Origin of the sequence: Aeoliella straminimaris, assembly GCF_024054565.1 — a bacterium.
GTDB classification, from domain to species: Bacteria; Planctomycetota; Planctomycetia; order Pirellulales; family Lacipirellulaceae; genus Aeoliella; species Aeoliella straminimaris.
The window spans coordinates 1-25863 of sequence record NZ_JAMXLR010000022.1 but is presented as its reverse complement, the minus strand read 5'-3'; the positions used below and the strand labels follow the sequence as shown (position 1 = coordinate 25863).

Annotated in this window: 14 protein-coding genes; 4 read left to right on the top strand and 10 right to left on the bottom strand. The window is 55.1% G+C overall.

The window, feature by feature from the left end:
* Positions 1 to 95 precede the first annotated feature (95 nt).
* From NG895_RS05260 to NG895_RS05250, 3 genes are all read right to left on the bottom strand, one after another.
* Positions 96 to 653: a hypothetical protein gene (locus tag NG895_RS05260; RefSeq protein WP_252851415.1), complete on the bottom strand. Its 558-nt coding sequence runs from the start codon at positions 651 to 653 to the stop codon at positions 96 to 98.
* A 245-nt stretch (positions 654 to 898) separates the two neighbouring features.
* Positions 899 to 1705, bottom strand: coding sequence for a LamG domain-containing protein (locus tag NG895_RS05255; protein ID WP_252851414.1), 807 nt, complete (start codon positions 1703 to 1705; stop codon positions 899 to 901).
* A 337-nt stretch (positions 1706 to 2042) separates the two neighbouring features.
* On the bottom strand, positions 2043 to 9518 hold the full coding sequence (locus NG895_RS05250) for a PKD domain-containing protein (RefSeq protein WP_252851413.1): 7476 nt from the start codon (positions 9516 to 9518) through the stop codon (positions 2043 to 2045).
* A 738-nt stretch (positions 9519 to 10256) separates the two neighbouring features.
* Here NG895_RS05250 and NG895_RS05245 point away from each other — a divergent pair.
* Complete coding sequence (locus NG895_RS05245) at positions 10257 to 10877, top strand: RNA polymerase sigma factor (protein ID WP_252851412.1); 621 nt, start codon at positions 10257 to 10259, stop codon at positions 10875 to 10877.
* A gap of 141 nt (positions 10878 to 11018) precedes the next feature.
* Entirely contained in the window at positions 11019 to 14396 is a 3378-nt protein-coding gene (locus NG895_RS05240) for a protein kinase domain-containing protein (protein WP_252851411.1), read from the top strand.
* Between the two features lie 67 nt (positions 14397 to 14463).
* Here NG895_RS05240 and NG895_RS05235 read toward each other — a convergent pair whose 3' ends face one another.
* Both NG895_RS05235 and NG895_RS05230 read right to left on the bottom strand, forming a co-directional pair.
* Complete coding sequence (locus NG895_RS05235) at positions 14464 to 15678, bottom strand: ankyrin repeat domain-containing protein (RefSeq protein WP_252851410.1); 1215 nt, start codon at positions 15676 to 15678, stop codon at positions 14464 to 14466.
* A 2-nt stretch (positions 15679 to 15680) separates the two neighbouring features.
* Positions 15681 to 16862, bottom strand: a complete 1182-nt coding sequence (locus tag NG895_RS05230; RefSeq protein ID WP_252851409.1) for a hypothetical protein — start codon at positions 16860 to 16862, stop codon at positions 15681 to 15683.
* A gap of 1074 nt (positions 16863 to 17936) precedes the next feature.
* On the opposite strand from NG895_RS05230, the gene NG895_RS05225 reads away from it, so the two are divergent.
* Positions 17937 to 19112: a tyrosine-type recombinase/integrase gene (locus NG895_RS05225; RefSeq protein ID WP_252851408.1), complete on the top strand. Its 1176-nt coding sequence runs from the start codon at positions 17937 to 17939 to the stop codon at positions 19110 to 19112.
* A 114-nt stretch (positions 19113 to 19226) separates the two neighbouring features.
* Positions 19227 to 20153: a tyrosine-type recombinase/integrase gene (locus tag NG895_RS05220; RefSeq protein WP_252851407.1), complete on the top strand. Its 927-nt coding sequence runs from the start codon at positions 19227 to 19229 to the stop codon at positions 20151 to 20153.
* Between the two features lie 625 nt (positions 20154 to 20778).
* On the opposite strand, the gene NG895_RS05215 is transcribed toward NG895_RS05220, so the two are convergent.
* From NG895_RS05215 to NG895_RS05195, 5 genes are all read right to left on the bottom strand, one after another.
* Entirely contained in the window at positions 20779 to 21198 is a 420-nt protein-coding gene (locus NG895_RS05215; RefSeq protein ID WP_252851406.1) for a hypothetical protein, read from the bottom strand.
* Positions 21195 to 22019: a TIGR04255 family protein gene (locus tag NG895_RS05210; RefSeq protein ID WP_252851405.1), complete on the bottom strand. Its 825-nt coding sequence runs from the start codon at positions 22017 to 22019 to the stop codon at positions 21195 to 21197. The genes NG895_RS05215 and NG895_RS05210 overlap by 4 nt, the downstream gene beginning before the upstream one ends.
* 161 nt (positions 22020 to 22180) lie before the next feature.
* On the bottom strand, positions 22181 to 23659 hold the full coding sequence (locus NG895_RS05205; protein ID WP_252851404.1) for a type I restriction-modification system subunit M: 1479 nt from the start codon (positions 23657 to 23659) through the stop codon (positions 22181 to 22183).
* Positions 23660 to 23671: 12 nt separating this feature from the next.
* Positions 23672 to 24682 carry a TFIIB-type zinc ribbon-containing protein gene (locus NG895_RS05200; protein ID WP_252851403.1) on the bottom strand — a complete coding sequence of 337 codons (1011 nt, stop codon included), beginning with the start codon at positions 24680 to 24682 and terminating at the stop codon, positions 23672 to 23674.
* An 83-nt stretch (positions 24683 to 24765) separates the two neighbouring features.
* Positions 24766 to 25863 (bottom strand): PDDEXK family nuclease (locus tag NG895_RS05195; protein ID WP_252851402.1); only part of this gene is annotated, 1098 nt, incomplete at its 5' end.

Genomic DNA, 25863 nt, shown 5'->3' with positions numbered 1-25863 from the left:
CATCACGCTCTCGTGCACGAGGAACTTGTATCGTGCGCAGCGATACATCCGTCCGCGAGCGTGAACAATGCTGGATGCAAACGGGCGTTTCCTGATTACAACCTACCAACGATCATTGAACTTTCTCGTCGCATGATTCTGAAAGTGGCGGCAAATCCGATGAGGGCAGCAGCGGCAAGCCAGCAACCGGGCGGTTCTGGCACAACAGTAAAACCTCCTGAGAGTTTCTCACTCAACACCTGGTTGCTGGTGCCTCGGGGCAGGTACCAGACATTAGCTGTGTACTTGTAGTCACTTGGTGAAATTCGTCCCCATGGTACGTCCACTCGCTCCGATGTAATCGCCCAAAACACGCCATCATCTGGCCCAGGTGATTCGACGAAGACGTCGACAAGAAACACCGTGTCTTCGAGCGATTCGGTATCGACAGTGGTGACGTGGTAACCGCTTGATCTGTAGGTCAGGTTCATCCTGAGCGAGACCGGTTCACCATTGGTCGGTCGCTCTGGATCCACACAAGCCCAGGTGTAGTAGTCGGTGAATAGGGAATCGGGGCACTCTGAATGTGCTGGCTCACCACGTAGACTGACCGTGACAAGAACAATCGAAATACAGACGTGCCGCATATGCCGCTGCCAACTGGGAGTAGTCATGGGGCGTCCTCTTTGTAGGTCAGCTTTGCGGAAGAATACTCGATAGGCGATTTGAGAATGCCCTAGTGAAAGCCAGCTATCTCGCGGCGGAGGGCTGTCTGTTAAGGCCCCGCCGCTGCCTGACCTGGTCCACCGCCTACGCCCTTGGGAAGAACGCGAGAAGTACTCAAAATAGGCATTGCCTTACAGGAGCGGCTGCCGGAGACCATCTCCTAATTCATGCAGTTCTTGACAGACCTCCCATGTCAATTGCATCGTCGAGTGCAAACTCCCATGCAGATCAGGCACCCGATCACAGCCAGGCACATCCCAGACGGTTCTGGCACTAGCGATAGCACCTCTGCATCGGACAAAGCACGGTCGTAGATTCGCACGTCGTCAATGCTGCCGATAAAGCGGTTCGACTCCGTACCACCACTGTTGAACCAGTGGACGCCGATTCCCGCCACTTCCTCCAAGGTGCTGGTGGTTGGCTTCGAGTAGGTATCCGTTCCGACGATCAGGCCGTCGAGGAAGCCGGTCAAGGTGCCATTCTCCACACGCAACGCAAAGTGGTGCCAGTTATCTTGGAAGTCCGCAGACCAGGGTGTTCCTACGCTCGAAACTCCCGTCGTCCAAGGTCCGCCAGCATGGTAGCCGATACCGGTGTCGTCGGGGTTATAGGTAATGCCGTAGATGCTATTGTCCCCGAACGCTCCGCGTCCGAACTGAATGAACGACTCACCACCAAAGGTAGTGGTGTGCCCTTCATAGTAGGCCCACAATCCGATCGTGAATTCGTCCAGCGTATCCAGTGGCAGGGATGGTATCAGTACGTGGCCACCGCCAAGCCCCGTGTGGCCGCTGCCGACCAAGTGAATTGCTTGATCAGCCACGCCAGGAACATAGGAAAAGTCATTGTAGGCCGTGCCGTGGTTGCCATTGCCGCTGGTGTCGTCGGCATTGCCGTCGAACGGATAATGAGCGAGCAGACCGTCGTTGATACCTGCCACGGCAGGTGAAGCCAGAAGCATCGCGAAGAACATTGGCACACTTAAGAATCGAATCGTCACTGCTACTCCTCCCAGACAAGTATTGACAAGACGGAGTGCGGCCAGCAAAGAGTGCTGGCTAAACGGCACCCACCCCACTGCTCCATCGAAACATGGCCGCCGCGCAGCTGTGCGAGTGGCTTCCCCTCATCAGCGGGGGCAATCCAGTTAGAGCTGCCTCAGCCAGCCTTCGCCGCACCGAAGTGTTCTACTTCCTTAAGTGCTTTCTGAACCGAATCCGGCTCACAAATCGCAAAACGAATCGTGTGGTCGGGGCCAGGGGCTTATCACTGTGACAACAAATTGCAGTTGCCAAGAGTGAAGTGCTTTAGCGTCCCTCTGTACCTTTTGGCGGCGATCAACAGCGCCACCCGCCGCGGAGCGAATACGCGCCCAGTGCTTCATTCGCAAAGAGTTCGTCCAGCACATCGTCTTTGAGTGAATCGCTCGCTCTTCGATGATGCTGCACTCGCTCCACAGCTAGATCTGAAATCTCATCCGCTCCTACGCGTTGGTGGCGATGATCCCTGCGTGTCAGGAGGAGGAGATCACTTTGCGACACGGATTCGGCCGTGTCACGCCATGCAAAGGCTTGCCTGACTGACGAGCGTCCTCTTGGGTTGGACGCTGTTGACTCCGTTTCCAGTGCGATGGCGGCGTCAAGGGCAGTTGCGGTTACACTTTGCGTGGCAGCAGCTTCGTTAACGGACATCGCAGCAACGGAGAGCGCAGTTGACTCTGCCATATGTACTGCGACAGAAACGGAAGCTGCTTCTGCTTCGATTTCCGAATCAGAAAGGGCACGATCCCAGACCTTGACTTCGTCGACGCTGCCGATAAATCGATTCGATTCTGTGCCCCCACTGTTAAACCAGTGAGCACCGATGCCTGCGACACTCTCCAGTGTACTGGCAGTTGGCTTGGTGTAGCTGTCAGAACCGATACTCTGGCCATCGACGAACCCGGTCAATTCGCCGTCGCCAACTCGAAGCGTGAGGTAGTGCCAGTTGTTTTGGAAGTCAGCCGGAAATGCTGTGCTGACTGCAGACACTCCTGAAGTCCACGGTCCACCTGCATGAAAGCCGATATTAGGTGTTGAAACCGTCGGATCGTAGGTAATGCCGTAGATGCTGTTGTCTCCAGTCGCGCCGCGACCGAATTGGATGAGTGACTCACCTCCGAACGTCGTGGTATGGTCTTGGTAATTGACCCACATGCCAAGAGTGAATTCGTCCATCGTGTCTAAGGGGAAGGACGGCAACAAGACATGCCCCCCAGCGAGCCCCGTACTCCCACTTCCAACAAGATGGATTGCATCCCCAGATACTCCGGGTTCGTAGGAGTAGTCGTTGTAAGCGGTGGCATCGTAGCCGTTGCCGCTGGAATCGAGCGTGTTTCCGTCGAACGCCCAGTGTGCAATGGGAGCGGTGGCGTCTTCTATCAGGCTCTCGAATTCCTGCAGAGAAGGATCTTGATCTGCATGGAAGACCGCCGCGAAGGAGTACGTCTCGCCACCCTGCAGGGTAACGCCGCTAGGCGTACTTAGGGTTGCGGCACGTGCAAAGGTCCAACCGCCGTACTGCGAAGACATTACCAGATTGCCGCGCAGCTCCACTTCGATCGGTGCGTCCGTCAATGCGACTCCCGTCGTCCATTGATTCTCTGTCGAGAGCAGGGCAACGTAATCTGGAGCAGCAGTCTGCTTTCTCCAGTAATCCAATCCCTCTTCTGTGGCGCCCGTAACGGCACTGGGCCGTGCGTCGTGGACAACTCCATCAACGTAGACTTGGTTATAAGTAGCCAACTCGCCCAGCGGGTTCGAAACCCAAACTCCCGCGATTTGGCTAATTCCCCAGGAGAAACTCGCATCGGAGCTGGGAGCAGCAATCAACTCGCCGTAAATATTTACATCGTCGGGCTTGATCGTATAGGCTGTTTCAAGCGTTCCGTCAGCCGTTGTCCGAGATAGAGTTACGGTAACGCTTCCGTCGGCGTTAACAGTAGTAGCCGCCGTGGCGCCGCTATCGACGCCTCCGATGCCCCCCATGTTTGCGTAGATACCGTTCGCGGCGTCGACCCCCGAGAGAATCCGATTGGTGTCATTGCGAGGGTCCCCATCGCCGTCGTCATCGACCTTCCATGTGTCGATCACCATGTTTAACGAGTCTGCTTGGTAGATGTGCGTCACGTTCTGCCACGAGATATAGACCTTGCTATTCCAGATGGCATTCTCCTCGACATGGACGGCGGGCTCCTCGATCACCGTCCCAAACTGCGACTTCCAGATCTGGTAGTCGGTCTGGTCGACCAGACCATCGAAGTTGGCGTCGCCGGGATCGCCGGGAGTTACCGTGGTGCCCAGGTTATTTCGCCAGACGGTGTAGTCGGCGAGGTTGACGCGGAGGTCGGAGTTGAAATCGGCGTTCCAGCTTGGGTCCAGCGTCACGTCAATCGATGCAGAGCTTTCATTCGATGCTTCATCGTCGTCGGTAACTCGAACCGAGACATTGAGAATGCCGCTGGAAGTCGGGGTAAACTCATAGGTCGATCCGGTAGCGTCATCATGGTCTCCATCACCGTCCAGGTCCCAAGCGTAGCTGGAAATGTCGTGGCCAGGATCTGTTGATCCAGTGGCATCCAGTTGGACAGACTCTCCGAGCGTCACTGTGTAGGGACCGCCAGCATCGGCGGTGGGAGCAACGTTGGTCACTGCCACGGTTGCGTAGTCCACATCTTCGCCATCTTGATCATCGATCACCTTGAGACCGACTGTGTAGTTGCCATCCTTTGTAGCAATGAAGTCAAGCGTGGGTTCGGTGCCATTGTCGAACACACCGTCGTTGTCTGTATCCCAGAGGTAGGACACTAGCGTTCCGTCGTAATCGAATGATGCACTGCCATCCAAGGTGATAGCAGTACCTTCGTGGACGGTGTAGTCACCGCCAGCATCAGCGGTCGGAAGCGAATTAGAAGCATCATCGTCGTCCAAATTCAGGACCGATACATCTACCACGGCCAGCCCGTTGTACTTCGGATCGCTGCTGCTGGCTGATGAAGTATCAATTGTATAGGTGACGTTGCCATCAAATTGCGTGTCTTGCTGACCGGTCACGGTTACGGTGCGAGGCTGATTCCAGTTGCCGGGCGTGAAGACGAGGCTCGCGGGCAAGACCGCCCCTTCGCTGGTGTCGCTCGGAGACAGACCGATTGTCACGTCCGAGAGCGGTTCGCTGTTGAGTCGGACGGTGAAGCTGTCCGTGCCGCCGGCCTCGGTGGTGACCAGTCCGCTCGTGGGGCTGACTGTCACCCCGGCGGTGTCGTCATCGCTGATTGTCACGGTACCGCTAGTCGTCCCACTGAGCGTATACCCACTGCCCGAGGATAACGTCAGGAGGACCGACTCGCTGTCCTCGTCGATGGCGTCGTCGTGCACCTCCACCGTCACGTCCACATAGGATTGCCCAGCGTCAATGGTTACGCTATTGCCACTGAGCGTAGTCGAGCCCATCGTCAGGTCGTAGTCCGCTCCCCGTAGAGCCGAACCAGTCGGGGCATTGAAGTTAACCGTTAGCGGGGAAGCGTTGTTTCCCCCGGTACGGGTGACACGAATGGTTCCGTTGCTAGAGGACTCACCGGCGTTGGCGCTGAGTGTGTTCAGCGTGACCTGCGGCAGTGCCGTAACCGTAATGTAGACGCTGGCCGAATCATAGGAATTACCGTTTGATGCTTCGTATTCAAATATGTCTTCGCCGTAATAATCGGCATCAGGCGTATAGGTAATCGTTCCATCGGCATTGACGATTACATTACCATGTTCCGGGTATGCCGCTATTTGATGTATCGAGGGCGGTTGGTCCGAATCGGAAAAGTCATTTTCCAATACCTTGAGAATGATGGCTTCTCCTTCTTGAACGCTAGCATAGTCACGAATCGCAACGACGTCACCGTCTGGTGCAAAGTCGCTCCCATCCCCAAGTGTCATAATCCATTGCAACATTGGGCCGAGATCGCTTCGAGCCGCCTCTGTGGTTCCACGGAAAATTAGGCTCGGAGGTAGTGCGCTGGTCGCCGGGCCCCATGCCCCTAAGGGTAACGTGACTGAATCTGCCGTTAGCGCAATGGCTTCAACTGTGGCCACCCACGATGCATACTGGAAATCGAACCGTTCTAAGGCTGCATATGAGAACCACCAACTGCTCAAATCAGAGGACTCGCTGCCCGAGTCCCTCGTGGTTGAGGAAGGTGCAGCCTCTCGCAAACTGCCATCCGGCGTGCGGTAGTAGTCCAGCAGAACTGGTGATAAGTGTTTATCCAACAGATAGCTGGCAGGCAGAACCGGATTGCTCGACCATCCGGTAATTGTGTAATTCCCATTGATATAGTGCTCTCCAGCCATGGATACCACGTCGCCACTGGTGACGTAGTGGTGGACTTGCCCAGCCGACCCTACAAACTCCGAAGCCATTACCTCGCTAATCCCCGGAGCGTTAAACGTGACCAATTCGCCGATACTATTGCCTAGAGCTGTCCAGCCCGCTGCAAACCACTGCGCCAAGGCACCACCTAAACTGTGTCCCGCTATACTAACGGTATCGCCTTCGCTCGCCTCTTCACTAAGCCAACTATAGATTTCCGAACGATGACCAAGAAACTGGCTGTATCCCACCCCCTCAGCGCTGAAATTGGAGTACCAGTCATCAAAACCTTGAGTGCCGCGGAACACGAGAATCGAATCGCCAGCTCCAGCAATCGGTTCTAGAGCTAACGCATACAAACCGTCACTAAATGAGAATACATCATCTACGAAATACCCCGTTCGATACTCGGGGTTAGACGCAAGAGCCGCTTCAACAGCAGAGTTATTCTCGTCCCATACCTCACCACTGGATGGGCCATCCGCATATACAACCGCTTTTGCGAGATATTCAAACAACTCATGGCCAACTAGCAATTCCGACGCAGTGTCAATCGTGAAGCTACCTGTGTATTGATCGTCCAGCAGCTCTCCATTTACATTGTCGCCATCCTGGTTCATGCGATTGCCCGCGACATCCTCGATGTCTGGTCCAATTGCAAGTGTATACGCATCCACTTCGTACAGGGGACTCAAGAACGATATTCTGTAGGTATTGCCTCCCTGCGACGTTACGTCAGCAACGGCTATCGACGAAACGCTGTTCTGAACGATTACGTCGGCCGGTGTAAACGTGGACGCGTTGATTGTCTCGCTGAAAGTCACATCGACGAAGGGAACCAAGCCTTGTAATGAGCCGGTAGGCGACTGCCACACAATGCTTGGTCCTGGGTCGAATGGTTCAGTCCAATTGATGGTGTAACCAGTCTCGCTCCACACAACATCACTTGAATCCGATGTTGTGAGAGGACCGGAAGTGATACCGGGTCGGAATTGTACGTGCGTATGGTAATCACGCGATCCAGTGACTGTCTCTATAAGTGACAGATCGAATGTCTGCACCGTACTTTGCGCGGAAGGGATGTACACCCACTTTCGGTCTTGTGTGGAAAAGTCATCGTCAAACATCCACACTTGAAGCACACCCGGCTGTGCGATTTCAGCTCCGACGGAAACCGATACTGTTTGTTCCAGATTGGCTACGGCTGTGGTGCCATCTGTGGGGTCATGGCTGACCGAGAGAATCTGCGCCGGCGGGTCTACTATTACATACCAACGTCCCTTGTTGTTACTTTCGCCACTGCTGCCCTCTGGTGTTGTATTAGTTGCGTCAACCCAGTACGAAACAACATACGTCCCAGGCGTTGCGTCTACTGGTATCTGCCACGAGAACGATTCGTCCGAAGACGCACCAGGGGCGAGGCTACCGTAAGCCTGGTCACCTATCTTATCGCCAGGATCGTAACTCTCAGAACTGCGATTTGCGAAAAAGTTCACCACCCCCGAGTTGGCGTTTACCTGTCCATTATTCAGCACACCAAAGGTGAAGTTGACCGTTTCGCCTGGATAGTACTTCCTCGATGGGACACCTCCCGTGCCTACGAGATCGGCATATCCAAGGATTTCCAATCCCCAAGCGCTTGACCATTCTCCAACGTTGCCCGCATTGTCAATGGCCCGGACTTGCCAGAAATAGTCGTCTGCATAAGGAAACGGACTTGGGGGTGTCCAAGCCGTAGAGCTTCCTGAGTAGTAAACCTTGTCGTTGATACCTAGAAGACCATCGCCTATGTACAACTCGTAGTAGTCGATTCCACTCAGGTCGTTGGTGATCGGATCCCAATCAAACGTTGGAGTCGTGTCAGTTGTGGTGGCTCCGGGGTCGCGATGCACAGGTTGCCCAGGCTTGGCGGTGTCGATCTTAAAGGGTCCAAAATGAGCTGCATTTCCCCAATTGCCTTCTCCGTCCACGGCACGCACATGAAGGTAGAAACCCGATGTATCTGCGACATTGTCCAGTTGCCAACTGCGGGAAGTCGTATCAATTATTGTGTCTGGAGTTGTTGATGACGAGTAATCTGCAGTCACCGAATACCCTGCTATCCCACTCTCATCTGATGGAGTATTCCACCAGATGTTGGCATCGTTGTCGGTGGACCATACGCCTTGGGAACGGTCGCTGCTGCCAGAGTCAAATGTCGGGGGATTTGGTGGAGTTGTGTCTCGCTCAACCGTGACCTCCCAGTAGTATCGGTTATTGCCTTCGTAGCTCTCGCTAGTCGTTTCTGTGGCATCAATCCAATAGTAGAAGTACCACGTGCCTGCTGAAGCACTGGCAGGAACGGTGTAGCTGACACTCTCCGATGAAGTTCCTCCTACCCCAAGTGCGCCGTAAGAATCTTCGCCTACTTTGTAAGAACTTGTGTAGGAACGCGATCCCTTTTGGAAATAGTAATACACGTTTCCAGAGTTTGCGTCTGCATCTCCCTGGTTCTTCACGGTGACATTGACACTTAAGGTGTCGCCTGGGGCAACTGTCGTATCATTAATACTCGAAGAGGATTTCGTCAGATCAGGACGGCCGACTTTTATGTTCCAGATGTGGTACTCTTCATAATTCCAATAACGATCATAAACGAGGGCCTTGATTTCAGTATTAGATGTGCTCGAAATGTAGTAATCAAACTCGGGATCGATGGCGCCGATTCCTGACCAGTCATTTTCGCCTGATCCTTGGTAGACCCCATTCACATACCACTCGGTATTTTTGTATTGAGCAATGGCATTCACCTGAAAGGAATGAAGCTCTGGTTCATATAAAGTGATTGCTGATGATCGGCTGATTCCATAATTTGAGTACCAAGTAGCCGCCACATGCTCCAGTGGACCAGCGTCCTCTGATAAAGAGGCACTCTCATATCCGAGAAGTCGACCGGTCTCATGAGCAATAACATCACTTAACTGAGATAAATAATCTGATCCGCCCCCGTCCGAGTAGCCTATAGTCGACGAAAATACGAAGGCATGGTCTGAAGGATCCAGGTTGCCGGTATCAACTTTTTCAGCTAGCCCCTGGAACGTCCCATATTCAGCAAAAGGTTTATAGCTGCCGCCGATATAGATAGTCGAATAAGGGATGGCATCGAGCGGCTCTTCTGTCGTGAAAACAAGCCCAGTGCCCGAAAAAATATCGTCAAGCTTCGAGACTACTGACGAAACAATTGCAGATTCTTGGCCAACAAGTTCACTGGGCGCAGTGAATGCCGGCACATCAATATCCTCGATAACGATCGGGCCGTAGTAGGTCAGGTTCTCCGCACCGTCGAAATCAAGAAAAACAACTTGGTCCTTGAATTGATCTTCAAGTGGATCCACAAGTACCATCCCGGGTAGCTCTGGGTACTGGTCGGCCGACAGCATCCGCCGGTCTTCCAACGCTTCGCACCTCAGTAAACGTCCTCGCTCAGAGGCTTTCAGTGCGCACTGTTTCGTACTCCGGCTAAATACACTCCCACCACGCTTGCGAGAACGCCGCATCAGAAATCCCCTCCCGATTCGAGGCACGCCCGTGCATGTCAGTAACTACTGACAATGCCCGAATAAATGAAAAGCGTGAGCCCCCAAGTAGACGCGTAGTTCGGTACGCCGATACGAAGACGAGCCAACCAGCATCGGACTCTGGTAACTCAGTACGGCACGATAGCCGTCTGGTGCCGCGTTGGCAATCTTCTGCGTCATGTTTTTTCGGATTATCCTATCGATTGCCGAATTGGTACACTCACTGTGCGTCATAGCCCAATTGCCCGCTGCAGTCGTCAGCATAACGCGTTGTTAACAGCCACCGTCGTCTTCAATCACGGCTTGGCTGCAACAAGCCGCGCTCCCTTCGATTGAAGAACACATGATGGTGTTCCAGACCTTCAGGTCTCGATACCGACTTCGACGGCACTATCAATTCAATGCCCAACTCCACCAACCATGGCTCACACGACTTGAGAATTTTTTTGTAACGTCCCGATTGCACGCCGTTTTGAACTGCTATAGCCGCAATTCTCGCGTATCGTGGCAATCGGCCTGGCGGCCAGTTAGAATTGAGGCACTGACTTTTCTGAGGGGACTCTTCTAGTTGCTGTCTACGCATTGGTGGGGATGACGTCGGTGACATTGGACAACGGGCAAGATCGGCGGGCGACAGAGATCGTCGACCTAATCGAAAATGGTGATCATGATGCCGTGGCGGTCTTGATGGAACGCTTTGGACCATGGCTCGAAAAAGCGATCGACCGCAAGATAGGGGCCAAGCTCAGCCGCCGGATCGATGCAGAAGACATTGTGCAGTCGACCTTTTGGTCCTTCGTCAAGCGGACCTCGAACAGTGAGTATCAGTTCGAGCATACGGGCGCACTCTGCCGACTGCTGCTGACCATCGCGGACAACAAACTGCAGCGAACGATTCGCAAAGAGTTTGCTCAAAAACGCGACATCCGCCGCGAGGCTACCAGAGACGCTGCTAGCGTTGACCTGGCCGACGACATTTGGCGACGGACGGCTGACGACTTGGCCGATGCGGTGGACGAAGTAGCCGCTGTGGTGGATGAGTTTTCCGATCGAGATGCCGAGATCTTTCGCCGTCACTACTTTCTGGGCAAATCGACCGCGCAAATCTCCACGGAGTTAGGTTGGTCGCTCGCGACGGTAAAACGACGGCTAAAGTGGGCGGTTGCCGAGATTCGCGGCCGGCTTCAAACGGACACCGACCAAGAAACGGGCGGCGAGTGAGCCAGATTCACTCAGAAAAGGAATTGAGCTTAAGAGCCATCACGCACTTCGACCGCAAAACAGTATGGCGCGGCTGATCTTTCTTGCATCAGTAAACGAATGGCGAAGCGACCTCCACCTTCGACTGCGGACAACCATTCCATGGACGTGAGATCCGCGCAACAGTTGCCATCTTGGGGTCAGGTCGAAGAGGCAATCGAACGCTTTGAAATGGCCTGGCATGCGGACGCCGAACCAGACATCGAGGCGTTTGTTTCGAAGTGGGATCGGCAAGTACGAACTGCCGGTCTGGTCGAGTTGATCAAGGTCGACCTGGAGTACCGTACCAAACTGGGGCGTCCGGCACGCGTTGAACAGTATCTCGACCAGTTTCCCGAATTGCGCTCCGAGTCGAACGTCGTAGTCGAGCTGATTGAATCGGAGTGCCTGGCCAGGGCTTACTTTGGTTCCGCCCCACAACAAGATGAATTAAAGGAACGATTCGGCAATTTGGCCGACGAAATTGATCTCGAGACGATCCAAACAGAAGCGGCTGTAAACCGAGAGACTTCGAGCGGTGAGGAAACCACGATCGCTGTGGACGACACAGAGGCAGCCAGGCGGAACACTCCCCCGGTGTTTCTGCCGCAGTTGTCTGGCCAAACGTTCGGCAGATATGAGATTCGTGAACAGTTGGGGGATGGTGGCGAGGCGAACGTCTATCGGGCTCTGGACATGAGGTTGCAGCGCGATGTGGCGCTGAAGTTTCCTCGGTATTCCGATGCGAACGTAATCGATCGCTTCACGCGAGAACCAGAAGTAGCCTCTGCCGTGGAGGACCGCCACATCTGTCGCATCTACGATGCGGGCACCATTAGCGGTGTTCACTTCATCGCCATGCAGTTTGTAGCGGGGCGTTCGCTGCAGGAGGTCATTGAGCAGGACGGGTGCTTCGAGCCCCGCGACGCGGCTGAGATCCTCAGCAAATCGACCGCCGCATTGGCGAAAGTGCACCGCGCGGGTGTCATTCATCGCGACATCAAACCGTCGAACATTATGATAGATGAGGATAGTGAGCCGGTCTTGATGGACTTCGGCCTGGCGAAGCCGGTCGAATCGGTCACCGGACTGACCACAACTGGCGAGTTTGTGGGCACGATCGCCTACATGGCTCCGGAACAGGCACGGGGCGAACCAGCCGATTCCCGCAGCGACATCTATAGCCTTGGTGTCGTCTTGTATCAGATGCTCACCGGAACGGTTCCCTTCAGTGAGTCGCCTACGGACTGCATCATCCAGAAACAAAAACTGCCGGTGCCAGCTCCGGTTGATAGTCGCCCCGACCTGGATGCTGAAATTGATGGAATCTGCCGAAAGGCGATGGCGATCGCGCCCAAAGAAAGGTACCAAATGGCGGAAGAACTTTCCGATGCCCTGAATCGCTATGCCGAAGGCCGACCTCAGGCAATTGCTCTGCCCCCTCGGCAAAGTCGCGTCCGAGCGTGGTTCACAATAGTCGCCATAATTGCGCTGCTGGTGTTGGGCGCAATGACCGTAATCTATGGTGGTCGGCGACAGCTAGTCGGTGGGTTCCCTGAAATACCAGAACCGCCTGCTGGCTCCGTGGACCGCTGGATCGAAACACCTCGAGCCGACGGGAGTATTGACCAAGGAATCATTGCGATTCGCCCGGCAAGCGATGGGAAACGACTGTTTGTTGCTCACGCGCAAGACACCGGCAGCGAAATTGGTAGTCCAATTCGTGCTATTGATTTTCGCACCGGGGAAGACCTGATGCCGCCCATCTCCTTCTCCAGATTTCACATCCACAATGACATCGAACTATCCGCAGACGAGCAACGCCTATACGTGCCAAACTACTACTTTTCCTACATCACTCAGATTGATCTTGCAAATGACAACCACAAACTGAATGTTCCCATCGTGGACTCGGCAACCTCAGACTCCTGGTGGGACAGAAAGCTGGCCCTTACACCGGATGGGAAGACTTTGGTGGTCCAAATGGGTGCAGACGGGCGACTCTCCGAAGAAGGCAGCAAGAAAGATGATGGAGTCGCCATCGTCGATGTTGCTGGAGCAGACCCCAGACTGGTCAAACGCATCCCACTTCCAGACGAACCTTGCTCAGAGGACGCCGCTATCTCGTCCGATAGTCGTTGGGCTTACCTAGTCACCGCGCCACATCCCCCAAACAGGTCGCCTCGACTTTATCGGGTCGAACTGCGGCCACCTTACGCTCTTGCATCGGTGCCCTTTCCTGACGATAGCAGCCTAACGTCCGTAGTTCTCTCTGAACAACTCGCCAAGCTCTTCGTCTGTGATTCAGAGCAGCGAAAGATCTGGGTCCTCGACGTTGATGGGTTCCCTGATACCGGTCCGCAGGAGTACTTTCATTTAAATCGCCGGGCACCGACGGTCCTATTGCTCGATGAGTCGCCAGGACTGCTGATTGCTCTAAGTAGGGATTCTAGAATTCTATACTTTTTGGATGCGCACGACGGTCGCATCATCGCTCAAATCAAGGGTTTGCGAAGAGGTTCGCGTCGCATGGCGCTTACCGCCGACAGGCAGCATGTGTTGGTTGGCGGAGGGTCTCCGCAAGGCGGAATCGCTGTCATCAAAGTGCCGAATGCCCATCCCCCCATTATCTTCACTTCCGACCGTGGTGGTGAGACGTCCCAGCTCTACACGATGAATACTGATGGAAGTGGGATACGACCGTTCTTTCGGCAATCGCGAATCGCTACCGACCAAACACCTTGCTGGTCCCCGGATGGTTTGCGGATTGCCTTCATTTCCAACGAAAAAGGTAGCTGGCACATCTGCACCGCTGATCGCGATGGCAACAACGTCCGCGTGTTCGACGATACCCATCCAGATATTGCCGAACCCATTGACTGGTCGCCCGATGGTCGGCAAGTGGCTTTCGCCCATAAGGACCGTCGCGCCATCCACGTGGTCGACACCGAGACTGGTGCGGTGACCATTGCGGCAGATGACTTTCCCGACCCCTACGATTGGCCAACCGGTTTGTGCTGGGCTCCTGATGGGTACATCATTGCGTCGGTGATGCGATCGTCCTGGGGGCCGGATTGCGACCTGTTTCGCATTGATCCAACAAGTCATGCGGTGGAACAACTCACCGACGAATTGGGGAAGGAGCAGCACTGCCAGAAGCCGATCGTGTCTCCCGACGGACGTCTAGCGTGTATTCGCAAGTTGATTCGTGACGACCCCAATCCGCGACTCTTCCTGGCTCCCGAAAAGTACCAATTTGAAGGAGAGGTACAGCCTCGAGAATGGAAAGCGGTAACAACCCACGAGAGTGTCAGAGGACATCAGTGCGCACGTTGGTTCCCTGACGGCCGACGAATTGCCTATGCCGATCTGTCACCTGATAGTCTCTTCCAGAGAATCTCCATTGTTGATTCACAAACGGGTGAGGTCACACAGCTAACAACTGGAGATTGGAACGACACGCAGCCGGACGTGAATCCAACCTCTTCCGAGCACGACTGACGACAATTGCATAGCCAATCAAACGAAGGAAGTCACGAAGCTGGATGGACGGCCGAGTTCAAGGCTCCTATAGCGTCTCAGGTTCTGCAGGCCATATCTCCAAAAGCTCCGCCAGCCTCTCGGAGCACTTCGCAGTGTGCCGCTTAATTTTGGGAGTGTGCACGAGGGAAGTGATCACCTGCTTGGAGCAAGCTTTGTACTTTCCCATGATCCACACAAACTCCAATGTGTAGTCCGGGGTCATCGTGACCAGGGCGCGCCGTGCCGCGTTGATTTCGCCGGATTCTTCCGGTACCCACCGCCCGCCGTGCCTGGCTAGCAGGTGGATCAAGCGGAGGTGCTCTCTACCTTCCGCGGTATCAAATCCATTGGATTTTTCTTCCCAACGGTAGTAACGAAACCGGGCTGACCAATCGACGTGGGTCAAGAAGGTTTGAATAGCACTGCACCCGCCGTTGACTCGGTCGTTTGGATCCAATCCTTGTTTTAATAGCCTCTCAATGATGGGCGATCCGTCACCGCCACTGCAGTACCGGACAACTTCATGAGCCACAGGAGATCCTGGATCAATGCGCAACTTCTTGAGGTCAAACACTTCGTAGTGGTCGTACAAGGCAGCAAAAGCCAAAGCTGACAGGCCCTCGCAATCAGAATCCGAACCACAGTGTGGCTCTGATTCTCCCTTTGCGCAGGGGTCGGCGCCTGCCCAAAGCAGCAGCGAGATCCATTTGAGATTCCCCGCCTTACAATGATGCCGAAGTGCTACGTTAGCTTGCTCGGGAAAACTCGGTTCGCGGTCTTTGTACTCCTTAAATGCGGTCAGAGCGGGGCGAATTTTAAAGCAGAGGGCTTCTGCCAAGGGCATCTCGGACACGACGTTTGCACCGCGGTCAATAAAGTAGCGAATCGCGTCGAGGTCCCAGGTGCTGAATACCTCCCGCATTTCAATCGATTTGGGATCGAAACCGTGGTCGACGAAGAGTTGGACGATGTCGAATCGCCGCTTTTCCAGGGCACGGTAGATGGGGCGGGAGTAGCCGTCGTCTTCCAACTCTGCTCCCGCATCGAGAAGAACCTTCACCAGACTGTGAAATCCCTGGTCGATGGCGTAGGTCAGCGGCGTCTTTTTTCGCCCGCCTTTTCCGCAATGCAGTGGCGGGCTGACGGGGTATCCCTCGGTAATCCAATCGGTGACTTCAAACAGTTTGCCGGCTTTGCAGAGTTCGACGAGCGGCTTAATCTCTTCGAAAGAACTTGCTCGAGCTTGCCGTGGTGCAGCCATGACTACCACCGGTAGGCCGGTTCATCAGGAATATGTTCATCTAGTATGCTTGGTGGCGATTCGACCAGGGGGTCAAGCCGATCAGCCTGGGCCGCAGCCCAATTTAGCCACTTGCCTTCCTCCGAGTCAGGTAAAACGGATACTCCACTTTGAGAGTACTGCTGCTTCATCGCGTTGATCAGGGCGCGGACGTTTTCGCTTTGGCGCCAATCCTCCGCCTTCTGCAGCAACAGATCCACGCGATCGCGTTCTTCTTGCTGACGCTGGCGACGTTCAGCACGTCGTTGACGTTCTTTCTCACGCTTTTCCCGTGCGGCTTCTTCCAGTGCTTTGCGTTCAGCTTCCGCCTGCTCATACTCTCGTTTGCGCCGAGCTAATTTCATGAGTCCAGCCACAAACTTGCCCAGGCATTGCTCGAGTTTCTGTTTCTTGGCGTCGCTCCACGACCTGTGGCACCCTGCGGCCCACTGGCGGTCAGCATCCAGCACATAGAGGGTTAGCCGTCCAGAGGGCGAGTAGGCCTTGTTGAATCGACTATGTCCAAACTGGTAGTTCCCCGAAAGATCGTGGTCGGGAGGTTGTATTCGCTGAGTATCTAATCGCTCTGTGATACCAAACCGTATCGCTTGGTCACACAAGGTCAACTCGGGACCAGGGGCGATGGGAAACCCGGCCTTGTCCAGGGCCTTCAGCAAGGCGTCCATTATCAATAACGCACGATGCAGTTGCTTGCGTGATACAACTATATGGAGTGCCAATGTCTCTTTGCTTGCCAGTAGCCCATTCTCGCCCGTTGAGGCAGCGGCCAGCTGTTCTTTTGTCTCCCCGATAAGTGGGTGAGCGCCCCGAAGTGAAGATCGTACTTCAATGTCTACTATCTCTTCGACCAGATTAGATTCCCAAGCGATCTCTGAGTCCGAATCGCGGGATTGATACTCTGGCGCTAGAGTAAGATTGATGACTTCTCCAAGTTCACGATTCGTAGCAGGCAGAGGTGCCTTTCGGACGCGGTGCCCATTGCGCAGCTTCGCCCAGTAGCCGCGAGGCGGGCGAGGGATGTCGAACCTGCGACAAAGCTTAGCTAGTCCGACATCGGAAATGCAGAACTCTTGCGCGAGTTGACTAACAGGCTTTGACCAGACTTGGTCGTAGAGTTCTTGTCGCGTAAGCGAGATTTGGCCCATCGCGGTCGCACCTCCAGCCGACTTTGGACTCACCGTAGCACCACCCATATTGCGAGTAGTCCTGTGTAATCCCACTCCCCACGACATCCCACCCCCCCGGGGTTGGGGTCCTTTGCCGGGGGTCCCCCCGCAGTGGGCTTTGCCCGCAATCGCAGTGTTTTTTCATGGACGGAATCTGTAAGGTAAGTAAGTAAGCGCGACACATGAGTAGGAGTAACTGTGGCATCACCTCGCAAGCCAAATCGCCAGGAAGCCTGGCTGTTGAAGAGAGAAATGGCCGCTGTTCTGGACGTGCGTACCTCCTACTTCGACCGCGCAATTCGACCGCATATCAGTGAGGAACATATCCGGCGAGACGGGCGAGCGTTACGATTCTACGCTAGAGGAGTTCTGGACAAGTGGTACGGATCGAAGTATGCCCAATCAACTGTTGGATCCGATGACGAAACCACATCGGAGTACTTTGGGCTTTACCTACACGCACTTGAAGACTGCGATCTTTGACGCGTCCTAGTTTCCGGAACATAGATGTGGGCGTGCCCCGCCGAATCTTGACGAGTTCATGATGCATATCCTGGGCAGATAGCCACCCCATGACGTGAGTTGAGGCCGACTGTACCGAGCGGCTAGATGAGCGATGTGTGATTCGACCACGAGCAAGCTGGCGAAGCAGTATGACCTCAATTCGCTTGCCAGAATCGCAACAGCTCCAATCTCATCAATACCTGAAGCAATATCGGGTTAGCGTTTTCGCTGGAGTACGAGATCTACATCGTTGTACGATACAACGGACGGCTCGATAAAGCGTGCTAATCCTCGACAATTCTTGCATCCGACCACAGCCTTTGATAAGATTAGCAATCGTTGTTAACCCGTATCGGCTATGGGCGATAGCTAGCGTTCCTAAAGCGCTTGACATGCAAGAGGTCACAGATTCGAGTTCTGTCGTGCCCACTTGACGTAAAGTCCCACCGAATCGCGAGTTGCGTGCCCTGACGACGGTCGTCAGCGCGGTGTTTCCCAAGAGCGCAAAACGGTAGCCTACCGTTTTGGCTCCAGACGGAGACCCGCCTGATGCCAACACTACGCAACACTCTCCCTAAATACCGCAAACATCGCGGTACCGGCCAAGCAGTTGTCACCCTTTCTGGCCGCGACCACTACCTCGGCAAGCACGGCACCGCCGCCAGCCGCCGTGAGTACGATCGGCTGATTGCCGAGTGGCTCGTCAGCGGACGCCAGGAGCTGGCCGGCGACAGCGATCTATCGATCGCCGAACTGCTGACGCGCTATCTGAAACACGCCAAAACCTACTATCGGAAGGATGGAAAGCAGACGTCCGAAGTGGCCGGCATGAAGGCCGCCATCCGCCCGCTGAAGGAGCTCTACGCCCGCACCAACGCTGCGGATTTCGGAACGCTGGCGCTCAAGGCAGTTCGCCAACGCCTGATCGAAGCCGGTTGGGCACGGACAACCGTCAATCAGGCCATCGGCCGTATCAAGCGGATCTTCCGCTGGGCGGTGTCGGAACAATTGGTGCCTGAGAGCGTCTACGCCGCCCTGGCAACCGTGGAGGGGCTCCGACGTGGCAAGACAGCGGCTGCCGAGTCGAAGCCTATTCGCCCTGTAGAGGCGGCCGTGGTCGACGCCACGCTCCCCTGCCTGCCCGAAGTGGTGGCCGATATGGTCCGCGTGCAGCGGGCTGCCGGCATGCGTCCGTCCGAAGTCTGCATCATGCGGCCCTGCGACATCGATCGCAGCGGAGACGTCTGGCTCTACGTACCCCAGTCTCACAAGACCGAGCATCACGGGCAACGGCGGGTCATCTGCCTCGGTCGCCAGGCCCAGGAGGTACTTCTTCGCTATCTGGCTCGCGTTCCGTCCGACTATTGCTTTCAGCCGCGCGACAGCGAGGCCAAGCGGCGGGCGATTCAACATCAACAACGAGTGACCCCGCTGTCATGCGGAGATCACCCCGGCACGAACCGAAAGCGAAAGCCAAAGCGGAAGCCGGGCAACTGCTACAACTCGGCGAGCTACGCCCGAGCCATCCATCGCGCCTGCATCAAGGCCAAGGTCGAGCCATGGAGTCCGAACCGGCTCCGACACTCTGCCGCCACCGAGGTGCGCAAACGCTTCGGACTCGAAGCCGCACAAGTCTACCTGGGCCATTCCCAAGCCAAGGTCACCGAGGTCTACGCGGAACGCGACATGGCTAAAGCAATTGAAGTCGCGCGTGAGGTCGGTTGAACCGGCCGTCAGCCTTTTGAGTGGAACTCGACAGCACCGTTGAGGTGGAACCAACTCCTCTGCTTCGGCTGGCATGGACTAGCTGAGGCCTTCTCATACAAGGAGACCAAACCGATGGCATCACTGGCAAAGGGCCCGAACGGCCGGCACCGAATACTCGTAAACGTTGGCGATCGTCGCGAGACGGTCAGTCTCAACAGCAAGATTCGACGGAGCGAAGCCAAGAAGATCCTGCACCACATCGAAGAGCTCGCCACCGCGGTGAACTACGGCACTCAGCGTGCTCCGCAGACGTCTCGCTGGCTTGCCGAGTTGGCCCCCAAGTTCCACGCCAAGCTCGCGGCCAAGGGCTTGTGTGAGCCCGTAGAGTTACCTGGCACCGTGGCACCTAAGAGCCTTGGAGCCATGATCAACACCATCAAGGCCAACGAATGGGCGACTCTCGCCGGTAGCACCGTGGCGATCTACGAACGTGCGTCAGACAACCTGCAGGACTACTTCGGTAGTGACCGAAAGCCCGAGTCCATCACGCTGGGCGACGCCCAAGCGTTCGTCACTTGGTTGCGTGCTCACGAGAACCTCGCACAGGCCACGGCCAACAAACGGGCCGCCATCGCGTCGAAGTTCTTCCGCTCGGCCATTCGGTACAAGTGGCTGGAGGACAATCCCTTCGATGGCGTGAAGAAGACCAACGTCGCGACCACCCGCTTCAGGTTTGTCGAGACAGCCGACGCCGAGGCGGTGCTCCAAGAACTGCCGACGCTGGAGTGGAAGCTGTTGTTTGCCCTGAGTCGCTGGGGCGGGCTGAGAGTGGCGTCCGAACCGCGGCAGCTGAAGTGGGGACACGTCGACTGGGAACAAAACCGCCTGCTGGTACCGTGCCCGAAGACTGCCAACGCGGGGCGTGCCGTCCGCGTGGTGCCGATCTTCCCCGAACTCTATCTGCGGCAACTGGACTCAGTTTCTTTTGCTTGCGAATCTCCTTTAGTTTCTGCAGTCGCGAACGCTCTGCAGCTATGTTTAGCAATGCCTGCTCCGTAGTTCCTTCAGCCGCATATTGTTCGACGAGAACGCCCCTTGCTGCCAAATTAAGAATTAATTGCCGCAGCTTCGACACACCACCCGGCGCAGCGGCGAAGGTATCCAAATTCTCCAACAGCATATCGAGCGTTGTCGCTTCACGTTCCATCGTCACCGAATCCGCCATCCTTACTCGCCCCCCAAATATGTGCGAAACGGCCCTTCGACATGGGACACAAGCTCTGTTGCAAGAGCACGTTGCCGTTCCAGAGTGATATTGTCCTTCCGATTTGCCGAATTTAGATCGGGAAGCTCTGCATGCGATGGGTCTATCTCACCGTCCGGCAATTCTGGGCGGGGAACAACCTCAATGCCCTGGCCTCTTAAGTCACGCACTCGCAACACGGCAACGTAGTACGATTTGCCAGGTTGCCCCTTAGCCGCAGCTTCTACTGATCGATACTTCGCTCGGGATACGGATAAACCCGTAACGTCGCGCTGCTTGTGAGGGGCGAACGCTTGGGGACTGAGCTGGCTCGTAGAGGGATCGTACCAGCCGGTCGATGCAGGGACACGGCGATAGAGCAGTTCGTCATCGTCGACGTGTTCGAAGCCAGCGTCCACAAATAATTCCAGAGATCATCGACTAGAACGGCTCTCTACAAACAAGCTTGGCACCATCAAATTGTTGAAATTCAACGCTTCCATCATCCCAGATATGGACCACCTCTGATTCGTTACCCTGACGACGCTCAAACACGATGCCACCACTTCCATCAGGGACTATACAAGTGGGCGGAAGCAGCCCTCGATCCCTTAGGGTTTCTGCGTAGTCAAACGCCAAACGAATCGTAGTCGCATCGGGAGCATCAATGCCGTCATCTTCGAGCGCGTCGGGATTCTTTAGCCATAGGTCTAGAGTCTGCTCAATGGCAATCTGCCAAAGATGGCGAATGCGAACGGTCGAATAGTACCGACTAGCCAAAGAATCTTTCTCAACCGAGGTGAGGACGGCATCACTACCAGACTCCGACAGGTACGGATTTGCCTTAGTTGCTTCCATCATTTTTGCCCCCAATACTTGTTGGCGTTGTTGCTCATGAGACTCGAGAATGACGATACGATAGTCTTGTGACCCAGGTCCAGACCCTCTACGATTCCGTCAATCGAATTCTCTTCCACCTTCCCACGCGCGGTAAGGGTAAGGCGTACGAACTGCTGTTCATCTGTGCCTTCCTTTGGCTTCACACCATGCTTCCATTCGATATGCAGGCGCCCTCGTTGATCAGGAATGGTGAAGTGCCATTCGCCGCTGAAACTTTCACCTTGGACCACTTTGTCAACTGAGGGGATAGCTGCTAAAGGTTCAAAAAAGTTCCAGTCTGCCGGTGTCTCCCAAACGCTGCCCTTGGGAATATGATTAACATAGGTCAACTCCCATTGGTTTGGTCTAAACTCACCCAAGTTTTCATCGCTCACGAATCTCACGAAACTAGCTAGTATTTGTTTAAACTCTGCGAGGACCTGTCCGTACCGAGGATAGTTGCCACCAGATGCACCTAACCAGTTAAAGTGAAGACGGTTGTTTTGCAGCTGGACCATACGATCTTCATCGGCATTCTTGATCTGTATTCGGCAAGCTGGATCTTGGGTGAATTGAAGACGCAGTCCCTTCGCCCACTTAGCGCCTTCGGTAAACTCTTCCACTTGCCGAGGCAACGGTGGCGCGTCAGCAGTAGTGGGCCATTCCGTAGCGTCGAGCGACTTCCAGAAGCCACCCAAGTGTGCGTTCGTAAATGACTGCAATTGGTCAAATTGCACACCTACCACGGTCTCGACGAGTGGGGGCCGCTCGTAGTCTGGCATTGCTTCGATAGAAGTTGTCATGCAGGCAATATTTAGCTTCGGTTGGGACCGACCGACTAATTGCGAACGCTCCCGCAAATATGGGGCGGCAAAGCCTAGTCTAATCCTATTCTACGTGCAATTGTAGTTATTGGGAGGGACGGAATGGCGAAATTCTTAGGTCGGAAGCGTTGCACTTCGCCCTATTCAGGCTCGCCCCCCAGTGCCGTGGCGAGTTCGGAGCGCAAACGTCCGAGTGTCTCTTGAATACCGCTCTCGACCTCGTGCAGTTCGGCCAGCAGTTCATCGGGATCGCCCGGGCCGGTGTCGGCGCTGTGCGGGTTCTTGATGTCGAGGTTGTAGCCCGCCGCGGCAATGTCCTTGGCCGAGACCTTCCACGCCTGCTCGTTTGCCTTGCGACCTTTGAAACCGCCGCGGGCGTCGGGCTTACCCCACCACTGGCGCTCGGGCTCGAACTCTTCGAGCCGGATCGGCTTGGTCTTGTTGTAGCTCTTCGCGCCCGGCGGGTAGGGGTGCTCGTAGTACCAGATGTCCTTTGTGGGCTCGCCTTTGGTGAAGAACAGCAGGTTGGTCTTGATGCCGGTGTACGGGTTGAACACGCCGTTGGGCAGCCGCACGATGGTGTGCAGGTTGCACTCGGTCAAGAGCCGCTCCTTGATCCGCGTCTTGACGCCTTCGCCGAACAGCGTGCCGTCGGGCAGGACGATCGCCCCCCGGCCTCCCGGCTTTAACCGGTGCATGATGAGCACCAGGAACAGGTCGGCCGTTTCGCGGGTCTGAAACGCCTTGGGGAAGTTCAGCTCGATGCCGTCTTCCTCCATGCCACCAAACGGCGGGTTGGTGACCACCACGTCGACGCGATCCTTCGGGCCGTAGTCCCGCAGCGGGCGGCTGAGCGTGTTGTCGTGCCGAATGTTGGCGGGCACCTCGATGCCATGCAGCAGCATGTTGGTGATGCACAAAATGTGCGGCAGGTGCTTCTTCTCGACGCCATGAATCGACGCCTGCAGTTTTTCCTCTTGCTTGGCCGTTTTGACATCATTGGTGCGAACGTGCTCGATGGCGGCCGTGAGGAAGCCACCGGTACCGCAGGCAGGGTCGAGGATCGACTCGCCCAGTTTGGGACTGGTGCGCTCGACCATGAACTGCGTCACCGCGCGGGGCGTGTAGAACTCACCCGCATTGCCGGCCGACTGCAGGTCTTTGAGAATTTGCTCGTACACGTCGCCGAACAGGTGGCGATCCTTGCTGTTGTTGAAGTCGACCTGGTTGATCTTGTTCACCACCTGCCGCATCAACGTGCCATTTTTCATGTACTGGTTGGCATCGTCGAACGCCATGCGAATGACGGCCGCACGAGGATTGCCCCCCGCCCCAGTGGGCAGGTTCTTCAGCTCCTTGAGCAGCTTGTTGTCGACAAAGTCGAGCAGCGTATCGCCGGTCATCCCCTCTTCGTCCGCCGCCCAATTCCGCCAGCGAAACTTTTCCTTGAGCGGTGACTGGTAATCGTCCTGCAGCAGCTCCTCTTCGGCTTCCCGATCGTCGAGTATTTTGAGGAAGAACATCCACGCCAACTGCTCAATCCGCTGGGCATCCCCATAGGTGCCCGCGTCCTTGCGCATGATGTCCTGGATGGATTTAACGGTGGTGGATATGGACATGGGGTCGGATTGCTAAGCTTGGGGGACAGACGCAACTGAGCGAGTATTGCGTTCGATACGTATCAGTAGTGGGAAGGCGATAAAGGACATAAGGGCAATGAAGAGGTATAGTGACCCCATCACCAGTAGAAAAGTTGCTCGGTTCCAGAACTGGTTGTTTGTGCGATCCAAGCTGAGATCAATCTCTCTCGCTCTCTTGCGCTCCGCATACTCCATAGCATACCAGATCGCGGCAGACCTCTTAGATGTCGAGTTATCCGCATCGAGTAGCAACTTGAGGCCGCTCGTGAATTCTTTCATTTCAGATTGCTCAAGCGATTCAGAGGCGGAAACCAGCATTGAAACTGCAAAGCTATCGAGATGATACTCGGTAGCAATCTGAGACAATACATCATTTCCATCGCCTTCGTCAGTGTAATAACTAGTATCATTTTCGCTGTTGTCTGGTGATGAAGCCTTGTAAGAATCGTATTCCGCCTTCGTAGGTGCCACGACCTGTGGTGCGTTGACTTTGCGCTTTCCTATTTGGACGAACACTGCTCCAAGTAAGGCAATGACCAATAAAATCGAAAACAAAACGATGGTGACCACCGAGAATCCCCTCGCAACGGAGAAGGAGAACTCGAGAATTCCATCACCGAACTCTCTTTTTTGTTTCAGGAATGCACCTGAAGGTGGAGAATTGACGGATTGGGCAACCACTGGTGGCGAAGTGGAAACTGCTGCCAAAGCAGCTGCCTCCTCCTTGGCTTTGCGACGCTGTTCCTTCCGACGTTTTGCATCCTCGGCCTCATGATTCTTTCGCTGTTGCTCTTCAATCTTAGCCCGCTGCTTCAGAGCAGCTCGTCGCTCCAGTTCAAGTTTCTCCGCCTCTCCCGGAATGACAAAGACGCACCCACAATCGGGACAGGTGTCTTGGCCTCCTGCTTCGCTGACATTGGATGTCAGTGGTGACTTGCACTGCGGACATTCGTATTGCACGACCGTGCCTAATGCACCTTTCTTGACGGTGTAGTCGGACATGTTAACCCCTATGCAGGACGAGACTTGATTGCGAAGACTCCGGGTGCCTCTTCTGAATCCCGTGTAGCTTTTGGCGGTATCATCTAGCTCGTCTGGATTCGCTTGACCTCCTGTAGCATTTTAATCAATGTCGAAAACTCGGATTCCGATTTCGCGACCCCATGGTAGATGTCTCCGGCCCACGTTCCCTCTTCAATCTGCTCAGGGCTGGGAATCGCAGTCACTACCGTTTTCCTATCGCTACCTAACAACTCGGCAAGTCGATTGATGTAGACCGCATAGGCGAGGCCAAAGCCTCTATCGCTTTCACCGGGGCTCAATTTCAGAATCACGGCTTCCGTTTTGCCGCTGACCTTGTCATTAAAGGCAATGTTCGATCGCGTAGTCGTGATGGAGCTAAAGAATGGCTTCAACTGGGTTACTAGTGCTTGATATAGCGCGCCCACCCCACACTCATTAGCGAGCGTCTGCAACTCTTCGGGTGTCCGTGGTGGCTTGCGCGTTGAACTTACCTGTTTTCGCCCTGCGGCCTCCGCCGTTTGACCGACTACACGCGGTACCAGTGTTCTAAGCCCTTGGCCGACAAAGTGGCGTATCTCCACCGCAAGCACTTCCGCAGGGTCCATTTGTTCGTTAAGAAACTCTACGACCCGTTGGAGCTCTTTAGGGATAACATCTGCAACAAACAGTAGCCGTATACGACCTGCCTGTAGGTTCGTCTTGACCTGCTGCCAGAACCAGGATGCATCCTGGTCTTCGCCTAAGAACTGTTCTAGCCGCTCATGTGGCTGAACACCGTCCTGATCGCACTGCCGCTCGAACTCTGCTTGCAGTTGCTCTAGGGGCCAATGAACAACACCATTGGCGGCGTAGTCAAGCAATTGCCCAACAACCTCCCGTCGGATTCGCGTATCGCTGCTCCGTTTCACCTCGACGAGTGTGGGAATGCCATCCTGATCGACAAATAAATGGTCGAGCGACCAGCGGTCGGCACCGTCTCGCTCGTCCGCGACTCCCATTTCCCGTTGGATCAACAACCACCTCCGCGGCGAGTCGCTTCGCATCTGGTCACCGGCCAAGAGGTCGGGGTATCGCTCGAGCATTGACTGGAAATCGTCCTCGGTGTCGAAGTCTTGCTGGTTCATCTCGACCAGCCGCCCATCGTCCTGGAGGTTGAAGAT